The following is an 18,189-nucleotide window of genomic DNA, read 5'->3' on the forward strand; positions in this document are numbered from 1 at the left end:
GCATGCGGACACACTTTTCTTTACTTAACCCTATGCCGGGGCTGCGGGGAGGCGGGGAACTGTCATGAAAGCTGTCACGAAACTGGTCACGGATCTTGTGGCGGCGCTGCATAAAGCCGCGCGGTGAATGCTTGTGGTGTGACTTTTTGCGTGGGCCTGTAGTAGGCTGTCTTCACGGATCCCATGTGGCGTCCATCTCGTGAACTCCCCCAGGGCAGGAATGCAGCAAGGGTCAGCGAGCTCTGACGGGTGCGTGGGGTCCCCTTTTTTTATCCCCGGCGTTCTTCTGGCACTTATGGCTAGGTTTCGGGCACTTGTCGGCGGTTTCCTGTGACCTATCGATGTTTTTTCGGCACTTATCCCCGCGAAATTGGCCAGGCCATTTCACCTATCGATGAGCTATTCACTTATGGCCACGCTGCAGCGCATCGATAGGTGAATACCTTGGCCACAAGTGGTCGCGTTCGCTGGTCTGGAAGAATACTGTGCATGAGCGATGCAGACGACACGCGAGTGCCACCACAGACAACACGAGAACCGCTAGAAACTCCAGGACCACCAGAAACCCGAGAAACCCCAGCGCCAATGGGCGTGTGGGACTCCTTCCGGTTCGCAGTTTCTTCACCGAAGCGCCTGCGCACCGAGCTGCTGGCCGGTGCTGCGGTGTCGTTCGCGCTAATCCCCGAGGTCATCTCGTTTTCCATCCTGGCGGGCGTGGACCCGGCGGTGGGGCTGTTTAGCTCGGTGATTATGGCCATCGTGATTGCCTTTACGGGTGGTCGCCCGGCCATGATTACTGCTGCCGCTGGTTCGGTTGCGCTCGTCGTCGCGCCGTTGTCGCGGACGTACGGGATGGATTACCTCATTCCAACGGTGCTGCTCGCGGGTGTGTTGCAGATTGCTTTTGCGGCGCTGGGTATCGCTAAGCTGCAGCGTTTCATTCCGCGCGCGGTCATGATTGGCTTTGTCAACGCGCTGGGTATCCTCATTTTCACCGCACAGCTGGAGCATCTCATCGATGTGCCGTGGTTGGTGTATCCGCTGGTCGCTCTGGGCATTGCGATTATGGTGTTCCTGCCCCGCGTGTTCACCGCGATTCCGGCTCCGCTGGTGACTGTGCTCGTCGTCACGCTTGTTGCGGTGGTGGCGGATTGGCGCGTGCCGAACGTGAGCGATATGGGCGAGCTCCCGGAATCCCTCCCGCAGCTGCTGATCCCGAATGTGCCCCTGACCTGGGAGACTCTGCAGCTGATTGCGCCGTATTCGGTGGGCGTGGCGATTGTCGGCATCATGGAATCGCTGATGACGGCGAAGCTCGTGGACGACATCACCGACACGCATTCGGACAAGACCCGCGAGACGTGGGGGCTGGGTGTGGCGAACATCGCGGGCGGTTTCTTCGGCGGTATCGCTGGCTGCGCGATGATTGGTCAGACGATGGTGGGTGTGAAGGAATCGTCGGGACGCACTCGCTTGACGACGCTCTTTTCCGGTGTCTTCCTGCTCATTCTGGTCCTTCTGCTCAGTTCTGCAGTTGGAGTGATTCCGATGGCGGCGCTGGTTGCGGTGATGGTCGTGGTGTCGGTGGACACGGTCGATTGGCGCTCGATTTCCCCGCGGACGTTGCGCCTGATGCCGCGTTCGGAGACGGCGGTGATGCTGGTGACGGTCATCGCCACGCTGGCGACGGATAACCTCGCCATCGGCGTGATTTCGGGCGTGGTCGTGGCGTCGCTGATGTTCGCGCGCCGTGTCGCTCATCTGGTCAGGATTGACGTGCTTGACGACGATCCCAGCGCCCACTCCCGGACGTACAAGGTGCGGGGGCAGCTGTTCTTCGCCTCCAGTAACGACCTGGTGTACCAATTCGACTACACCGATCCTGCGCAGCGGATTGTCATCGATATGTCGGAGGCTGAGATTTGGGATGCCTCCACAGTGGCGGCATTGGATTCGGTGCGGGTCAAGTTTGCTGACCGGGGCAAAGAGGTAGAGATTATCGGCTTGGAGGGGCCGAGTAAGCAGCGTCTGGATGCGCTGTCGGGGAAGTTGTAGAAATCCCAATCCGGGGTATGCCTTACACTTGGTTGCAAAGCCGGATGCGGCGCGGGGAAAAAGTTTTCCGTGCCAGTTTTGTCAGGTTTTAACTTATGTCCGATACCTGGGAGGGTGCGTACACCATGGCCGTGGATTCCTTCGATGTTCAGCAGTTGGCGGCACACAAGGATGAGTTTGCGAAGGCATATGAGGAACTGAAATCCCGTAACCTCGCACTGAATTTGACTCGTGGTAAGCCGTCGTCGGAGCAGCTTGATTTCGCAAACGCCCTGCTGGGGCTCCCGGCGCCGGATTACATTTCGGCTTCTGGGGAGGACGTCCGCAATTACGGCAACGCCAAGGGCATTACTGATATCCGCGCTATCTGGGCGGAACTGCTGGATCTGCCGGTGGAAAACGTCCTGGCACAGGATGCTTCCAGCCTGAACATCCAGTTTGACCTGATTTCGTGGGCTATGCAGTTCGGCAACGTGGACTCGGAGCGCCCGTGGAACGAGGAGCCGGTGCTGAAGTGGCTGTGCCCGGTTCCGGGGTATGACCGGCACTTTTCCATTACGCAGCACTTTGGTATTGAGATGATCCAGGTGCCGCTGAACGAAGACGGTCCGGATATGGATGTCGTGGAGAAGCTGGTTGCCTCCGATCCGCAGATTAAGGGCATGTGGAATGTCCCGATGTTCTCCAACCCGACGGGCGTGACCTACAGCGCTGAGGTCTGCCGCCGTCTGGTTGAAATGGAGACTGCCGCTCCGGATTTCCGTCTGATGTGGGATAACGCCTACATGGTTCACACGCTGACGGATGAGTTCCCGGAGGTTCACAACGTCATTAAGTGGGCGGAAGAGGCCGGTAACCCGAACCGCGTGTGGGCTTTCGGCTCGACTTCGAAGATCACCTTCGCAGGCGCTGGCATTGCTTTCTACGCTTCCTCGGACGCCAACTTGGAGGATTACCTCAAGCACGCTGGTATCCGCGGCATTGGCCCGAACAAGGTCAACCAGCTGGCTCACGCCAAGTTCTTCGGTGACGCGGAGGGCGTGCGCGAGCAGATGCGCCGTCATGCAGGTTCGCTGGCTCCGAAGTTTGAGAAGGTTCTGCAGATTCTGGATGAGCGCCTGACGGAGTACGGCGTGGCAGAGTGGTCGAAGCCGACCGGCGGTTACTTCATCAACCTCGACGTGGTTGATGGCACTGCTCGTCGCGTGGTGGAGCTGGCTAAGGAGGCCGGCATTGCGCTGACCGGTTCTGGTTCTTCCTTCCCGCTGAAGCAGGATCCGAATGATCGCAATATCCGCCTGGCACCGTCGCTGCCTCCGATGGAGGAGCTCGAGGTTGCTATGGATGGCGTCGCTACCTGTGTGCTGCTCGCCGCCGCTGAGAAGGCGACTGCGTAGGCCAAGTAGGCCGGTTAGGTCGGGATAGGACTATATGAACTTCGAAGAGACGAAGTTTTGGATCTCCGGGCTTTTCCCCGGAGAACCCCAGGTCGGCGAGTATGTGACGGAGCTGCCGGCCAGTGGTCGGCACGGGCAGGAACACGATTCGGCTCCGCTTCGGGTCGCTGAGTTCTCGCTTTACGACGGGCCGGACGGCCAAGCGAACGAGCGTCGTCCGGAAACGGCAGCCGCCACCGTGGAGTTGGGCCGCAACTACTGTGGTCTGACCGGCGCAGCAAAGACGGATATCCGCGTGGAGCTCTTCTCCGTCGCATACGCTGATTTTCCCGTGGCCACCATGGTCGCGGCCGCGGGAGCGCTGGTGGAGGAAGAGCCGGAGTTCCTGTCGCCAATTCCGGGCCGTGTCATTCCGAATGCGGTGCGGCTGGCGGCCGATCAGGTGGCCGAGGTAGGGGAGTCGTCGTCAAGCACTGCCTTTACCGTGGCGCACGTGCTGTGCACGGTGCCGTACGTGTGGAGCGACGGGGTGCCGAATGTGTCCGAGATGCCGGGCAAGATCAGCCTGCATGAGGGTGATGTGGAGTCCCCGCAGGGACGCATGACCACGATGACGCAACTGGTGCCAATTACGGATGCGGAGCTGGTGTTTTATGAGCAGCAGGGGCCGCAGGCGCTGATGCAGAAGTTGGCCGAAGTAGATGCTGACCTGCGGGATTGGTGCCGTGAGTCGGTTGTTTCCCAGGAGGGTTCGAACTAGCCGATCCGGGGTGGAAGGTAGGCTGAGCACGTGGCTCTGTATAGGAAGTATCGTCCGGCATCGTTCGCCGAAGTGGTGGGGCAGCGGCACGTAACTGACCCGCTGTCGGCGGCGTTGGAATCTCGGGATGCGCAGGGGCGTCCCAACCGCATTAACCATGCGTATTTGTTCTCCGGGCCGCGTGGCTGTGGCAAGACCTCGTCGGCGCGCATTATGGCGCGCAGTTTGAACTGTGCGGAGGGGCCGACGGCCACACCGTGTGGCCAGTGTGCGTCGTGTCGTGCGCTAGCGCCGGGCGGTCCGGGCAATTTGGACGTTATTGAGCTGGACGCGGCTTCCCACAATGGTGTGGAAGATATGCGTGAGCTGCGGGAAAAGGCTATCTTCCAGCCGGCGGAGTCGCGCTATCGCATCTTCATTATTGACGAGGCGCATATGATTACCGCTTCGGGTTTCAATGCGCTTTTGAAGATTGTGGAGGAGCCGCCGGAGCACCTCATCTTCATTTTTGCGACCACGGAGCCGGAGCGTGTGCTGCCGACTATTCGTTCGCGTACGCATCACTACCCGTTCCGGTTGTTGACTCCGCCGGATATGCGCGGGCTGCTTGAGCGTGTGGTCACGGCCGAGGGCGTGCGGGTAGAGCCGGACGTGTATCCGCTGGTCATCCAGGCCGGTGGTGGTTCGCCGCGTGACTCGCTGTCGGTTATGGATCAGCTCATTGCCGGTTCCGGCACCAATGGCGTGGATTATGAAACGTCTGCGGCCATTCTCGGTGTCACTGACAGCGTGATCATCACGGATGCGATTGAGGCGCTGGCAGCGGGCGATCGTGCGGCCATGTTTAGCGTGGTCGGGCGTGTGATTATGTCGGGTCAGGATCCGGCGCGGTTTGCCTCGGATCTGCTTGGCCGGGTGCGTGATTTGCTGGTGCTGTCCGCAGTGCCGAATGCGCTGGAGCAGGGCTTGGTGGAGATCCCGGAGAGCCAAATCGACGGTGTCCTGGAGCAGGCCGGGACAATTCCCCCGGCGACGCTGACGCGCTTCACGCAGGTGCTCTCTGATGGTCTGCGGCACTTCCGCGGCGTGACGTCGCCGCGCCTGCTGCTCGAAGTCCTCTGTGCGCGCATGCTCCTGCCCGCCACCGAAGACTCCGTGGAGTCGCTGCTGCAGCGCGTAGAAGCGTTGGAGCACGGCAGGCCCGCGCTTGCCGACGGCTCGGGGGCCGCAACCCCCGCAGCGGCACCGGTGTCTTCCGATGCGGGTGCGGCTGAAGCGTCGCCGATGCAGTCTGGCCAGTCGGCTCGGGAGGCGTGGCGCCAGCGGAATGCCCAGCGTAAGAAGGGTGCGCAGTCGGCTTCGGTCACTCAGCGCGGACGTACTGAGCAGGCAGCGCCAGCGCAGGCACCGTCGCAACCTCAGCCCCAGCCGGGACCGCAGCCTAAGGTTCAGTCGGAACCCGTTGAGCAGCAATCGGCACCAGCGGCAGCGGTGTCGCAGGAGTCGGTAACTGAGCCGAAGCCTGCACCAGAAGCACCTACTGCGCCCGCTGAGCAGCCTGAACAGCCTACGCAGGCTACGCCGGCCGAATCAGTTGAGCAGCCTCAGCAGGCTGAACAACCGCAGCAGCCTGAATCGGCTGAGCAGCCGCTGTCCGAGGAAGAGGCTCAGGCAGAGAAGATTCGTGAGTTCCGTCGGAAGATGGCGGAGCATGCCCGGATTAGCGAGCAGCAGACTCGGGCGCAGCTTGCACAGGAGCGTGAGCAGCAGACTCGTGAGCGTGAGGGGGAAGGCGGCTCCATGTCGATTGTCGAGGAGGAGCCAGTTGTCTCTTCCTCGCCAACACACTCTGAACAGCTAACCCAGCCGACTCAGGCCGCACAGTCTGAACAACCAGCCCAGCCCGAGCAATCAGCCGAGTCGGCACGGCCAACTCAGGCCGCCCAGCCCGAGCAGCCTGAACAGCCAACGCAGACTACTCAGTCGCCAGAATCGCAGCCGGAACCGCAGGTTCAGCCAGCACCAGAGCCAGCACCGCAACCGGAACCAACACCACAGCCGGAGCCCGAACCTGCACCCGCCGGTATCGAGCAAATCCGCGAGCGCTGGCAGGACATCCTTGCAGCTGTTGACGGCCCGCACGCGTTCCCCATTCGCGTGCTGGCTGAACAGGCAGTGCCACTCGATGTCGAAAACGATACGCTCATCATCGGCCACAGCACAGGAGCGCTCGCTACCAGGCTCAATACGCCTGATTACGAACAGGCACTGTCTGCTGCCGTAAAGCAGGTGACGGGTTTCAACGGCCAGGTGCACTGTGTCGTCGGTACGCGCCCGCGCGCACCGCGTTCAACAGCTACAGGTGGCGTTGCTGGGGAGGATGATTCGTCGTCAAGAGGTTCGTCCTCGCCGAACGACACCGCCCCTGCACCGACACCAGCAGCATCGGCACAGCCGAAAGCACCCGAGCCCGAGAAGCCGACGCAACCGGAACCGCAGGCGCAGCCAGAGCCCGCACCGCGCCCTCAGCGGTCGTCGGCCTACGCATCTGTTGCGGAACGCCGCGCAAAAATCGAGGCTGCCAAGCGTGCTGCGATGGGTCACCAGGCAGGTCACGACCAGCCAGCGCAGCCACATCAGCAAAGCCAGCCAAGCCAACCGACTCAGCCGAACCCGAACCCGGTCCATCAACAGCCGCAACAGCAGCCAAACCAGCCGCAGCCGCAGTCGTTCCTGCGCGCGGCGCAAGTCAATGCCCAGGCAAATGCCCAAGCTCAGGCCAATCAGGATTCGGGCTTCGGCGGCGTCCCGCTGCCACCAGAGCCCATGGAGGAGTTCGCTCCGCCAGAGGGCGCAGAGGGCGCAGGGGGCTACGGTTCGCGCACCCCGTCCAACGCCAACACCACCTACAACCCGGTTTCCCAAAACCTGCAGGACAACAACTACGAAGAGGACACCTCCGAGTATTTCGAGGCCGCGAACGAGGTCGGGTCGCTCGATCACCGTTCGCTAAAGGACGTGGTCATGGAGATGCTGGAAAAGGAGCTGGGAGCCAAACCGCTAGAAGACCGCTAGAGCCGTTAGAATGGGGCGGCGATGCGCGTCGTAAAGCAAGGGCGATGAGCCTTTAAGCGTGCGCGTAACTATAAATCAGCACGTAAAAAGCACAATAGTTAGGAAAGTTAGTTATGACTCAGCCAGATATGAACGCAATTCTGCAGCAGGCACAGCAGATGCAGGCGCAGCTGCAGGCAGCACAGCAGGAGATCGTCGCCTCCACCATCGTCGGTGAGGCCGGTGGCGGTCTGGTCAAGGTGACTATGCAGGGCTCGGGCGAGGTCACGGACATCGCCATTGATCCGAAGGTCGTAGACCCGGAGGATGTCGACGGGCTGCAGGACCTGGTCCTCGCAGCTTTCCAGGACGCTACCGCTAAGGTGCAGTCGCTGGCAGAGCAGAAGATGGGCCCGCTGTCCCAGGGCTTCGACGGTCTCGGTGGCCTCGGTTTCTAAATTAGCTTTTCAGACCAGTAATTGTAGGTAATTATCATTGTTCGAGGGACCACTCCAAGATCTCATTGATGAGTTCTCGCGCCTGCCGGGCATCGGCCCGAAGTCAGCTCAGCGTATCGCTTTCTACTTGATGAAGGCGGAGCCGGAGGACATCGGGCGACTCCAATCCGCGCTGGGGCGGGTGCGCGAGGGTGTGCAATTCTGCCGGGTCTGCGGCAACATCTCGGAAAGCGACGTGTGCCAGTACTGCTCGGACACACGCCGCGACCGTGGTCTGGTGTGCGTCGTTGAAGAGGCGCGCGATATCCAGGCCATCGAGCGCACGGGGGAGTACAACGGTCGCTACCACGTGCTCGGCGGGGCGCTCGATCCGCTCGGCGGCATCGGTCCGAACGAGCTCAATATCCGCACGCTGCTGCAACGTATCGCCGGCGTGCTTGACGACGTCGACGAGACCGAGCCCCCCGAAATCCACGAGGTCATCATCGCGACTGACCCCAACACCGAGGGCGAAGCAACCGCGACCTATTTGGCCCGGCTGCTCCGGGACTTCCCGGATCTCGAGGTCACTCGGTTGGCCTCCGGCATGCCGCTCGGCGGTGACTTGGAGTTCGTCGATGAACTCACCTTGTCCCGCGCGCTGACGGGCCGGCTGAAGGTCTAGGCCCGCCAACCGGCCGCTGACCAGTCAGCTCGGCCGGTCGCGCGAAACCACAAAAACTAGCGCTCGCTCTTCGGACGCGGCTTGGACAGGATGCGCTCTTCGCGCAGCTTATCCACGACCTCAAGGTCCAGAGGAGCCAGGCTCGACAGGTCCTGGTCGGTCGCGCGGGCCAGCATCAGGTCGGCCAGCTGCGGATTGCGGGCCAACACAGGTCCGTGCAGGTAGGTACAGATAATCGAGCCCTGCACCGCGCCCTCGACGCCACCGGCGGGGTTAAGTGCAGCAACGTCTACTCCCGGAGCAATCCCGGAGTCCGCCTGCTCTACCTCAGGGCCGGAGTTGCCCACGCCACGGACAACCCGACCAAGCGGCTTCGCATCGGCTCCCAGGGTCGTGCGACCCATGTGGTTTTCGAAGCCAGTCAGCGGGCTGGCGTCGACGTCGTCAAGCAAACCGTTCGTGGGATCGACGAGCGTGCAGATTTCGCCGATTGCGCGCGTGGGCAGCGAATCGGTGGTGCAGTCGACAAGGCCGAGACCTGCGACGTCGCGTCCGCCCGCGCGGAAGGAATTGCCGAAGATCTGGAAGCCCGCGCAAATCGCGAGGATCTGCTTCCCGGCCTCGGCTGCCTTTTTGATGCCGCCGTCATTGATCAGATGCTCCACCGCGATGGTTTGTGCGACGTCCTCGCCGCCGCCGACGGTGTAGATATCCAGGTCGGTGGGGACGGCATCGCCCAGCTTGATCGGGACAATCTCGGCGTCAATCCCACGCATCCGCGCGCGTTGCCGCAGCACCAGCGCATTTCCGTCATCGCCGTAGGTGCCCAGCACGTCCGGGAGGATCAGGCCGATAGACAGCTCGCTCATTTACTTTTCCTCCTGTGCTCGTTCGATGTCGCGCTTCAAATCGCGGAAGGCGGTGTAGTTCGCCAGCACCTCAACTCGGGTGACGCTTGACGACGACCCCCGCGCCTCACACGACCGGATCGCCTGCAGCGGATTTGCGACCAACCTCGCATCGATGCCCGCATACAGCAACCGCACCGCGAGGTCAGTTCCGCGTTCGCCCGCGGACAGCACATCCATGCCGTCGAAGTCCTCGAAGCGGACATCCCACAGCCAGGACAGATCCTCGCCGTCAGCGACGTGACCGTTGACTGCGATGACCACTGCATCTGCGGTGCGGTCGACCATGGACAGCGCCTCCTGCCAGCCGGCCGGGTTCTTGGCCAACAGCATGCGCACGTGCTTCTCGGCGCCTTTGTCATCTCTCACAACCATGGTGGAGTAGCGGCCCGCAACGTTGTCGACGGTCTCGGTGGCCCGGAGGGATTTCTCCAGGTCCGCGCCCATATCGACAGCGCCCGCAATCGCCAAGGTGGCGTTGCCGCGATTGGCGTTGCCCGGCAGCGTGAGGTTCATTGGCAGGGTGTCGCCAGCAGGCGTGATGACTCCCTCCGCAGTGATGCGGTAGTCCGGCTCTGGCCGCTTGAACTCCGAGCCGTCCGGGAGTGGCTTCACGGCGTACCAGTTGTGGCCGTCCTGGATGATGGGGCCGCCGGTGCGCGGGGAAGAGGTGGCATCGTTGGTCCAGCCACCGCCCGCGGAGACCCAAATAACCTTCTTGGCATCCCACGCAGCCGACGCGATGAGTGGGTCGTCGCAGTTGGCGATGACCGTCGCCTGCGGGTTAGCGTCCACCGCAGCGCGGAGTGTGGCCTCAATCTTGTTGATCTCGCCGACGCGGTCGAGCTGGTCGCGGGAAAGGTTCAGCAGCACCAGGACCTGCGGTTTCAGGTCCTCTGCGATGTGCGGGACGTGCAGCTCATCGACCTCCAGGACCAGGCTGTCCGCATCGGGAGTGGCGAGCAGCGCGGAGATAATACCCGCGTCCATGTTGTCGCCGCCCTCGTTGGTGGCCACGTTGTGGCCAGCGGCGCGCATGGCGGCCGCGAACATACGGGTGGTGGTGGACTTGCCGTTGGTGCCAGTGATGATCGCGGCCGGGCGTCCCTTGCCGAGGGAAGCCAGAATGCGCGGGTCAATCTTCTGCGCAATCAGGCCACCAATCATGCCACCCGCGCCGCGACCGGACTTCCGGGAGGCCCAGGTGGCGGCGTGAGCGGCGGATGTGGCGAGGCCGGCGCGCAGGCGGGCGCCGGTGTCGCGCAGGCCACGAGAACTATTCGAGTCGCGGGAGCCACTCGAAGCAGTACCGTGCGGGCTGGCATCCGCGCTATCAGCGGAATGCGATTGCGGAGAGGTGCCATTTGTCATGTGTGTAAATATTACGCGCACGAAAGGGCTAGGCCTAAGAAGCAGGCCTGTGAGGCCTGATGGGATTTGTGGGAGGTCTCCCTGCGGAGCCTTGAAATCTGAACTTTGAGGTGATTGCGATCATGTTGATCTTCGGGGATTAGGCGGTCATGCGGCGGAAGAGAGGAAGGAGATTACCGAGGTGAGAAAGCGTATTTGAGGAATCGAATTCAAGCACTGAATCAAAGAATTATTGTTTTGATTCATGTGTTGCCCTATACTGTCCACTAGCAGATAAGGGGGAAGAGGTATGGCTAATACAGAAAGCAACTTCTTCGGCGCGCGCTTGCATCAGTTGCGCACAAATCGTGGCATGACCACACGTGATTTGGCTGACGCCACCGATGGTGTGGTGTCGCAATCTGCAGTCAGTCGCCTGGAAAATGGCAAGGCGACTTACTCACTTGAGCAGGTTATGGCGCTTGCGTGGGCTCTTGGCGTGCCGTTGGATGAACTTGTGGAGGAAAACCCGGTCAGCCAGCGTGTGCAGGCCGTGGCCCGCACTTCACAGGATGGCGCGAGTGTTAAGGGAGCGCGGGAGATGCTTTTGCCTTACCTGCAGCTTCGAGTGCTGCTAACTCAAAATTAAGGAGGGTTCCCCATGTGCAGTGCGAGCAAGGAGGGGCTCGACCTTGCTATAGAGTTCCGCAAGAAGCACACCCTAGGAAATGATCCAATCGCCGACATCGCTGGCTTTATGCAGTTGGTTAATGCAGATTTTATGATTCTGGATTTACCAGCCAATGTTGATGCACTTGCTTTGCGTGACCCCGTGACGGGAGCGACAGTCATTGGAATTGCGAAGTCATCCGTTCCTTACCGTCAGCGGTTTACCGTTGCGCATGAAATTGGGCATTTTGTTTCCAATGATTTCGAGTCCTCGAAAATCGTTGCAGATGATGAGCACTCTGAGCCTGGAATATACGCCTGTGGCAAGCGTGATTATCAGGAAGTTCGTGCTGATGCCTTCGCTCGTAATGTGCTCTGCCCAACTGATGGGTTGAAAACAGACCAGAACCTCCGCGAGCTTATCGGTGGAGGTGACGTCCTTGCTGCGTTGTCCCATGTCGTTCGCAAGTATCAAATTTCGCCGCGAGTCGCACTTATTCAGATGAGGCGCGCAGACCTCATTAGCGAAGGGCAATCGGAAGAACTGAAAGGTGTATCAGCTCCCACGCTGGCTGCCCGGTATGGCTGGAAAGCTGACTATGACCGCGCGGTAAAGGTCTCCGAACTAGTGCAACCATCAGCGCGGTTGGTGAAAGACGTATATCGCGCTTACGAACAGGGGATAGTCGACCTTCCCAGCATTGCTTTTGCTGAAATGAGCAGTGTCGATGAGGTGAAGGAGCTGATAAGTGCATCGCAGTCACAGTTACCGCCATTGAGGCATGATGCGAATGTGCAGAATCAGGATGCGGCTGACACGGAAGCAGATCCCTTCGCGGAACTAGACGCTTTCTTCGGCGATGGTCCCGATAGTTTAGAAAGCGCCCAATAAACGATGGCTGGTTACCTCCTAATAGCTGATACAAGCGTACTTCTTAATTTCGTATGTTCGAAGAATCACCAGTATTTGCTCGACTTCGCAGGCAAGATGACCATCAGCATTCCAGGAGCAGTCAAAAATGAAGTCGAACGCAAATTGGATAAACGGCGCTTCAACTGCGGAAAGAGACACTGGGATTGGTTTCTGGGGCACCCGAATGTCGAAGTTCTCGACGATGACCACAAAAAACTTTATCCCTATGTTCGCCTCTATTCTGGTCCTGGCTATACCTTTCAAGGGGGCAAAGCTAAACACCTGGGAGAGTACATCGCTATCGCCCATTGTCTTTATGCGAAAGATCAGGGTAAGGGCGTAGCCACTGCGCTCATCATGGATGATGGTGATGCCTGTGAGCTAGCGCGGAAGCAAGAAGCTGGATACATTTTCAATACCGAGCACGTGCTACTGCAATGCGTGAAGTCGGGCTCTATTGGGTCGCGCGGGCAAGCCAAGGAAATTTGGGAAGACCTCCAGAAATTTGATGTCCTAGTCAATTTTGAGCACACCAAACTTAATGGCAAGAGTCTGTATAAAAAGGCCGCCGAAAAATGATGAACCCTGACATCACTTTCTACTACGACCGCGATTGTGGGTTCTGCGAGGCAAGCGTGACCCTTCTGGCCAAACTCAGTGGTGTCCGCATGATTGGTGCTAGTCCCGAAGACCAGTCCTTGCCAGAGGAAGTTCGTCAACACATCTCAGCTGAGGCGGTCGCCATGCTTCCAACCCCGGCGGTCGCCACAATCCCAGCCGAAGCAGCAGTCGGTGAACCTGGTGCTAAGAGCGGCCGAGAATTTCGGTACGGCCACGAGGCGATAGGTATCGCCTTGCGTGAGGGCGGCACCAAGGCACTATTCCGATGTGCGGGCACATTCCTGCTCTTCCCGCCACTGACAAAACTGTGGAGCTTTATCTATAAGGTTGTCGCTTCCAACCGTCACAGAATCAGCGCGGTCCTGGGGCTTAACGCCTGCAAACTAGACTCCACAAGATGACTATCCGGCAGGCCCGTTGCCCCAGTGCCACTGCAATTACCCAATGAGCAGCCACCGAGTCAGCCGTTAGCCTCGTCCTTCACAGCGGCCGGCGACATCTCTCCGACCAGTCGCAAGAATGCCTCATCGGAAACGATCGGAATGTCCTTCCGGTGGGCATGCATGGCCTTGCCCGTCAGTTGATCCGGTGTCACATCCGCAGGTCGGTTACACACCAGCACCGATGACTCTCGCGTGACCTTCTCCGAGTAGGCCAGCCCAGCCCGCACGCCCGCCGCAATCAGCTCATCTGGGTCCACCGACACCTCTGGTGCCACGACGAACTCCATGCCCTCCGCGAGCTTCCGCCCCGGTGTATAGCGGCCGGGGTTCTCCACGGGGCGCGGTGCCTCCATCGCGTCGACACGCACTGCCGAGCGCTGCAGACCCACAATGTCTTCGCGCAGCTGGTCGGGCGTGTACATGTTCAGGGTTGCGCCCGCATCGAGCCCGCCCTGTGCGCGGAACAGCGCAAGCGTGGTGGTGACGTCATCCAACGTCCGCACTCGCTCCGGCACCGAGATGCCAGCAATCGATGCCTCGGGCGAAGGCACATCGAGGCCATAGGCGCGCGCGACGGCGCGCAGGCGTGCGTCGTCAAGCCGTTTGCCCTGGCGACGCGCCGTTTCCAACGTATCGGCAATCCGTGCGGGCGCCGGAATCCGCGCGACGCGAGTGCGCGTACGACGACGCCCCCGCTTATTCCGCGCGGACCGCTCACGATTCGCTTGACGACGGGCCCTCTTGGCCTCGGCAACTATAAAACCCCAGACCAGCGGCGCATTATGAGCAACCAACGTGCGTCCATCGAGCGCGTGCGCGAGCTTGGCCTGGATCACCCCGAATTTCGGAGCCCCCTCGAAGTCCGCGGGCTCGAGGCCGTGGAGGTGTGTCGGGCCGGGATCTTCGGTGGGATTGATGACGACATGCCAGGTGTCCACGATGTTGCCGCTGCTGTCGGCGGTGGATACTCCCAGACTGACCAGCCGAGACGTCTTGGGGTGGATGCCCGTGGCCTGGATGGACACGATTGCGTAAGGAGCTTCCTCCGCCGACGAGAACTGCTTGTGCTCGTCAGCGGCCTTTGTTGCGGCGGTCTCGGCTGTGGCCGGTGTGGGTGTGGCTGTGGCCGGTGTGCCAGCGGTACTCGCGCCGGTTGCGATTGCGCCGGTAATAGCCGCGCTGGTCGTGGCCGCGTCGGTGGTGGTTGAGGCCGGCGTAGCTGCGTTGGTCGTGGCTGCGTCCGTTGTGGTGGAAGCCGGTGCAGTTGGTGGTGTTTTCGCGCCCGCTGCCGACGCGCGTTGAGAACGGCGACGATTCCGCCGCCGCCTCTTCGTCTGAGAAGAGGTCCCAGTCGCTTTGCGCTCCTCGCGCGCCGATTCAGTCATGCCTCAAGACTAGCGGGTGCGCTCACCCGCGGAGAAAGTGACTAGGTTTATGACACTTTGAGCACAAAATTTGCCACGAAAGTGTCATAAACCTAGTCAGTAATTTGGGCACTAGCTCGGCCTCAAGCTCAGTAGGACCGTGGGGCACGGTCATACGGGTCCCGTAAACCACGCAAACTACAAAAACCACGCAAGCCCCAAAAGTTTTCCCCCGACTGGGTGCTCAGCCGAAAAGGAATGGAACCGCGAGGGCAATTTCCGCGCCTTATTAAATAGGGGCCACAAAACAGTGCCACAAGCCAAGGCCACAAATAGCGCCACGAAATAGAGCCACAAAACAGTGCCACAAAAATAGGGACGAAATAACTACCACGGGGCAACAGCCACAGGACAACAACCACGGGGCGGGGGAGAAATGGTCAACAAGAAACGCAAGCAACTGGTGGCGGACCAGTTTGGAATCATTAGGCCAGATGACCAGCCGGGGAATGGATACCGCGAGGTCGCAAGGCAAGCGCGGGCCGGTTATCTGGAGCGGCTTTGCCGAGGTCACTATGTAGTCGCGCACGCCTGGGAGGGGCTCCACCGCGAGAAACGCCTGGCTATTACTGCTTTGGCGGTGGTCTCCGAGACGTCGTCAGGCGTTATTTCGGGAGCTGCAGCGCTGGCCTTGCACGGTTCGTGGGTGCTGGTGCGCGATGCGAAGATTGTGGTCGTGGGCGGGAGTCAGGAGTTCCACGGCATCGACTATTGCATGCGCCTGCGCTCGGAGATCCATCTGGATCACACGCAGGGGCTCGCGGACCGGCGGATCGCGGTGCTCGCGCGTGCGGCCTTTGATGAGTGTCGCGTCCGGTTCAGGCAGAAGGGGCCGGAGTCCGTGTCGTGGCGGGCGGCGGTGTTGGCTGTCGAAGGTGCGCTGCGGCATGGCGCCACGCGCGATCAGCTTGAGGAGCTCCCGGTGCATTATCCCAGCGTGCGGGGCCAAGAGCTGTTTCACCGTGCGCTCGCGGTCTGTCATGGTCGTTGTGAAACGCCCGGTGAGGCGCTGACTAAAGCCGCTCTTCTCGAACTCGGCCTGAAATTCCACGAGCAAGCCGAAATTTGGTCGCGCGGCACCAGCCACGATCCGCCGCACTTTCTCGCCCGCGTGGATTTTTATATCCCTGACCTGCTGCTTGTCGTGGAGTTCGATGGCCACATCAAGTATTCGGCGAGCGAGGTCGCGCCGACGCCCGCGGCTCAGTCCGAGCTCCTCACGCGGGAGACTTACCGCGAGCGTTCGCTGCGCGCAACGGGGCTGGATGTCGCGCGGGTGGTGTGGAAAGAGGTGGAATTGCACGCAGTTCGCTTATCGACGCTCCGTTCAATCCTCATCGAGCGCGAACGCGTGGTAGCCGCAGGTGGGGTGACTTTCCGTGCGGATGTGCGCAATGCCGGCCCGTTGATTGGGTAGTTGGGTAATTGGGTAGCGGGGCCGAGGGACCGCTGGATAGTTTGCCCCAAAAAGAAACTGACTAGGTTTATGACACTTTGAGCACAAATTTTGCCACGAAAGTGTCATAAACCTAGTCAGTAACTATGTGGAATTTAAGCCAGTGCGCGGTTGACCGCGCTGGTGACTGCCTTCAGCGATGCGTAGGTGATGGAACCAGCGATGCCGGAGCCCCAGACCTTGGTGCCGTTGACATCTGCGAGGACGTAGGCCGCAGCCTCGGCGTCGTCACCTGCGGTGCGAGCGTGCTGGACGTATTCCTGAACCTCGACGTTGATGCCGAGCTTCTCCAGGGCGTTGGCGTAAGCGGCCAGCGGGCCGTTGCCGACACCCTCGACGGTCTGCTCCTTGCCCTCGTAGACGATGTGAGCCTTGATCTTGGTGGCGTCCGACTCGTTCTGAGGGGCATCGACAGTCAGGGCAATCTGCTCGAGCGGAACCTCGCGGTCCAGGTACTCACCTGCGAAGATGTCCCAAATCGCCTTGGAGTTGACCTCGCCGCCCTCGGCATCGGTGACTGCCTGCACAACGGACGAGAACTCGACCTGCATGGAGCGCGGCAGGTTCATGCCGTGGTCCGTCTTCATGATGTAGGCCACGCCGCCCTTGCCGGACTGGGAGTTCACGCGAATAACGGCCTCGTAAGAACGACCGACGTCCTTCGGGTCGATAGGCAGGTAAGGAACTTCCCAGGTCACCGCGCGCAGGTCCTCGTCGGAAAGCTCCTTGACGGCAGCGCCCGGGCGGACCTTGTCTGCCATTGCGTCGAGGCCCTTGTTCACGGCGTCCTGGTGGGAACCGGAGAAAGCGGTGAAGACCAGGTCGCCGCCGTACGGGTGGCGCTCCGGAACGCGCAGCTGGTTGCAGTACTCGACGGTGCGGCGGATCATATCGATGTCGGAAAAGTCGATTTGCGGGTCGACTCCCTGGGTCAGCATGTTCAGGCCCAGGGTGACCAGGCAGACGTTACCGGTGCGCTCGCCGTTGCCGAAGAGGCAGCCCTCGATGCGGTCGGCGCCGGCCATGTAGCCCAGCTCGGCGGTGGCGATGCCGGTACCGCGGTCGTTGTGCGGGTGCAGCGACAGGATGATGGAGTCGCGGCGGTTGAGGTTGCGGTGCATCCACTCGATGGAGTCTGCGTAGACGTTCGGAGTGATCATCTCCACGGTCGACGGCAGGTTGATGATGATTGGGTTCTCCGGCGTCGGGTCGATGACATCAACCACGGCGTCGACAACTTCCTTGGCGTACTCAACCTCGGTGCCGGTGTAGGACTCCGGCGAGTACTCCCAACGCCAGTTGGTGTCCGGGTAGTCCTTCGCGATGGTCTTAATCAGCTCTGCGGCGTCGGTGGCAATCTTCTTGATTGCGTCCTTGTCCTTACGGAACACAACATCGCGCTGCAGGATCGAGGTGGAGTTGTAGAAGTGAACGATGACGTTCTTTGCGCCGGCACATGCCTCGAAGGTGCGGCGAATCAGGTGCTCGCGAGCCTGAACCAGAACCTGGATGGTGACATCGTCCGGGATCATGTTCTTCTCAATGATCTCGCGCACGAAGTTGTAATCGGTTTGGGAAGCGGACGGGAATCCGACCTCAATTTCCTTGTATCCCATCTGGACCAGCAGCTCGAACATGCGGCGCTTGCGCTCCGGGCTCATCGGATCAATCAGCGCCTGGTTGCCATCGCGCAGGTCGACGGCACACCAAACCGGTGCCTTAGTAATGCGCTTGTCCGGCCAGGTGCGGTCCTTCAGCTGGAAGTCCTGAACTTCCTGGTCGTAAGGCAGGTAGCGGTTGGTTGCCATCTGTGAGTTGCGCTGCTTATTCCAAGCAGGCTGTCCTTCCGGAATCTCGCCAGCAGGAGTGGAGATTACAGAAGGAGCGGAAATAAAAGCGTCGGAAGGAGACATGTTGTGGGCCTTTCTAATTCGGACTTTTCTTGTAGGCCGGCACAACTTACCCCGCGACGGGGAGCCGGCCTTAAACCCAAGCCCCGCCGCGGCATAGAAGCAGT

General features: G+C 60.7%; 15 protein-coding genes and 1 other RNA gene. 12 read left to right on the top strand and 4 right to left on the bottom strand.

The genetic code is table 11. The annotated features are described in order from the left end of the window. Positions 1–173 precede the first annotated feature (173 nt). The 7 genes from ffs (at position 174) to recR (ending at position 8,388) form a co-directional block, all read left to right on the top strand. Positions 174–268, top strand: an RNA gene (ffs, locus tag HMPREF2878_RS02725) — signal recognition particle sRNA small type. A 317-nt stretch (positions 269–585) separates the two neighbouring features. After that, complete coding sequence (locus HMPREF2878_RS02730) at positions 586–2,055, top strand: SulP family inorganic anion transporter (protein ID WP_070652798.1); 1,470 nt, start codon at positions 586–588, stop codon at positions 2,053–2,055. A 125-nt stretch (positions 2,056–2,180) separates the two neighbouring features. Further along, entirely contained in the window at positions 2,181–3,452 is a 1,272-nt protein-coding gene (locus tag HMPREF2878_RS02735; protein WP_180950677.1) for an aspartate aminotransferase type Ic, read from the top strand. A 34-nt stretch (positions 3,453–3,486) separates the two neighbouring features. Further along, entirely contained in the window at positions 3,487–4,212 is a 726-nt protein-coding gene (locus HMPREF2878_RS02740) for a suppressor of fused domain protein (RefSeq protein WP_016421871.1), read from the top strand. Positions 4,213–4,242: 30 nt separating this feature from the next. Continuing rightward, a complete protein-coding gene (locus tag HMPREF2878_RS02745; protein WP_049171191.1) occupies positions 4,243–7,287 on the top strand; it encodes a DNA polymerase III subunit gamma and tau in 3,045 nt (1,014 codons plus the stop codon). Positions 7,288–7,400: 113 nt separating this feature from the next. After that, positions 7,401–7,724, top strand: a complete 324-nt coding sequence (locus HMPREF2878_RS02750; protein WP_005511884.1) for a YbaB/EbfC family nucleoid-associated protein — start codon at positions 7,401–7,403, stop codon at positions 7,722–7,724. Between the two features lie 37 nt (positions 7,725–7,761). Next, entirely contained in the window at positions 7,762–8,388 is a 627-nt protein-coding gene (recR, locus tag HMPREF2878_RS02755; RefSeq protein WP_038627355.1) for a recombination mediator RecR, read from the top strand. A 56-nt stretch (positions 8,389–8,444) separates the two neighbouring features. Here the strand turns inward: recR and HMPREF2878_RS02760 are convergent, their stop codons facing one another. Further along, a complete protein-coding gene (locus HMPREF2878_RS02760) occupies positions 8,445–9,257 on the bottom strand; it encodes a type 1 glutamine amidotransferase (RefSeq protein WP_070652799.1) in 813 nt (270 codons plus the stop codon). Beyond that, on the bottom strand, positions 9,258–10,667 hold the full coding sequence (locus HMPREF2878_RS02765; protein WP_242458695.1) for a MurT ligase domain-containing protein: 1,410 nt from the start codon (positions 10,665–10,667) through the stop codon (positions 9,258–9,260). Between the two features lie 289 nt (positions 10,668–10,956). Between HMPREF2878_RS02765 and HMPREF2878_RS02770 the strand changes: the two genes are divergently transcribed. The 4 genes from HMPREF2878_RS02770 (at position 10,957) to HMPREF2878_RS02785 (ending at position 13,250) form a co-directional block, all read left to right on the top strand. After that, positions 10,957–11,295, top strand: coding sequence for a helix-turn-helix domain-containing protein (locus HMPREF2878_RS02770; protein WP_049190157.1), 339 nt, complete (start codon positions 10,957–10,959; stop codon positions 11,293–11,295). A gap of 12 nt (positions 11,296–11,307) precedes the next feature. Beyond that, entirely contained in the window at positions 11,308–12,207 is a 900-nt protein-coding gene (locus tag HMPREF2878_RS02775) for an ImmA/IrrE family metallo-endopeptidase (RefSeq protein WP_070652800.1), read from the top strand. Between the two features lie 96 nt (positions 12,208–12,303). Further along, on the top strand, positions 12,304–12,807 hold the full coding sequence (locus tag HMPREF2878_RS02780; RefSeq protein ID WP_141746274.1) for a PIN domain-containing protein: 504 nt from the start codon (positions 12,304–12,306) through the stop codon (positions 12,805–12,807). Continuing rightward, complete coding sequence (locus HMPREF2878_RS02785) at positions 12,804–13,250, top strand: thiol-disulfide oxidoreductase DCC family protein (RefSeq protein WP_049190150.1); 447 nt, start codon at positions 12,804–12,806, stop codon at positions 13,248–13,250. The genes HMPREF2878_RS02780 and HMPREF2878_RS02785 overlap by 4 nt, the downstream gene beginning before the upstream one ends. A 59-nt stretch (positions 13,251–13,309) precedes the next feature. Here the strand turns inward: HMPREF2878_RS02785 and HMPREF2878_RS02790 are convergent, their stop codons facing one another. Beyond that, a complete protein-coding gene (locus tag HMPREF2878_RS02790; RefSeq protein ID WP_083310807.1) occupies positions 13,310–14,677 on the bottom strand; it encodes an exonuclease domain-containing protein in 1,368 nt (455 codons plus the stop codon). A gap of 415 nt (positions 14,678–15,092) precedes the next feature. Between HMPREF2878_RS02790 and HMPREF2878_RS02795 the strand changes: the two genes are divergently transcribed. Further along, positions 15,093–16,133: a hypothetical protein gene (locus HMPREF2878_RS02795; protein ID WP_070652801.1), complete on the top strand. Its 1,041-nt coding sequence runs from the start codon at positions 15,093–15,095 to the stop codon at positions 16,131–16,133. 134 nt (positions 16,134–16,267) lie between these two features. Here the strand turns inward: HMPREF2878_RS02795 and leuA are convergent, their stop codons facing one another. After that, on the bottom strand, positions 16,268–18,085 hold the full coding sequence (gene leuA, locus HMPREF2878_RS02800; protein ID WP_070559704.1) for a 2-isopropylmalate synthase: 1,818 nt from the start codon (positions 18,083–18,085) through the stop codon (positions 16,268–16,270). Between the last annotated feature and the right edge of the window lie 104 nt (positions 18,086–18,189).

This window comes from Corynebacterium sp. HMSC065H09 (genome assembly GCF_001812845.1).
Taxonomy (GTDB): Bacteria; Actinomycetota; Actinomycetes; order Mycobacteriales; family Mycobacteriaceae; genus Corynebacterium; species Corynebacterium jeikeium_D.

Excerpts from the sequence above, each read along its gene's own strand:
- HMPREF2878_RS02730 (WP_070652798.1), top strand. The coding sequence starts at position 586 with ATGGGCGTGTGGGACTCCTTCCGGTTCGCAGTTTCTTCACCGAAGCGC.
- HMPREF2878_RS02735 (WP_180950677.1), top strand. The coding sequence starts at position 2,181 with ATGGCCGTGGATTCCTTCGATGTTCAGCAGTTGGCGGCACACAAGGAT.
- HMPREF2878_RS02740 (WP_016421871.1), top strand. The coding sequence starts at position 3,487 with ATGAACTTCGAAGAGACGAAGTTTTGGATCTCCGGGCTTTTCCCCGGA.
- HMPREF2878_RS02750 (WP_005511884.1), top strand. The coding sequence starts at position 7,401 with ATGACTCAGCCAGATATGAACGCAATTCTGCAGCAGGCACAGCAGATG.
- HMPREF2878_RS02760 (WP_070652799.1), bottom strand. The coding sequence starts at position 9,257 with ATGAGCGAGCTGTCTATCGGCCTGATCCTCCCGGACGTGCTGGGCACC.
- HMPREF2878_RS02765 (WP_242458695.1), bottom strand. The coding sequence starts at position 10,667 with ATGACAAATGGCACCTCTCCGCAATCGCATTCCGCTGATAGCGCGGAT.
- HMPREF2878_RS02770 (WP_049190157.1), top strand. The coding sequence starts at position 10,957 with ATGGCTAATACAGAAAGCAACTTCTTCGGCGCGCGCTTGCATCAGTTG.
- HMPREF2878_RS02775 (WP_070652800.1), top strand. The coding sequence starts at position 11,308 with ATGTGCAGTGCGAGCAAGGAGGGGCTCGACCTTGCTATAGAGTTCCGC.
- HMPREF2878_RS02780 (WP_141746274.1), top strand. The coding sequence starts at position 12,304 with ATGACCATCAGCATTCCAGGAGCAGTCAAAAATGAAGTCGAACGCAAA.
- HMPREF2878_RS02785 (WP_049190150.1), top strand. The coding sequence starts at position 12,804 with ATGATGAACCCTGACATCACTTTCTACTACGACCGCGATTGTGGGTTC.
- HMPREF2878_RS02790 (WP_083310807.1), bottom strand. The coding sequence starts at position 14,677 with ATGACTGAATCGGCGCGCGAGGAGCGCAAAGCGACTGGGACCTCTTCT.
- HMPREF2878_RS02795 (WP_070652801.1), top strand. The coding sequence starts at position 15,093 with ATGGTCAACAAGAAACGCAAGCAACTGGTGGCGGACCAGTTTGGAATC.
- leuA (WP_070559704.1), bottom strand. The coding sequence starts at position 18,085 with ATGTCTCCTTCCGACGCTTTTATTTCCGCTCCTTCTGTAATCTCCACT.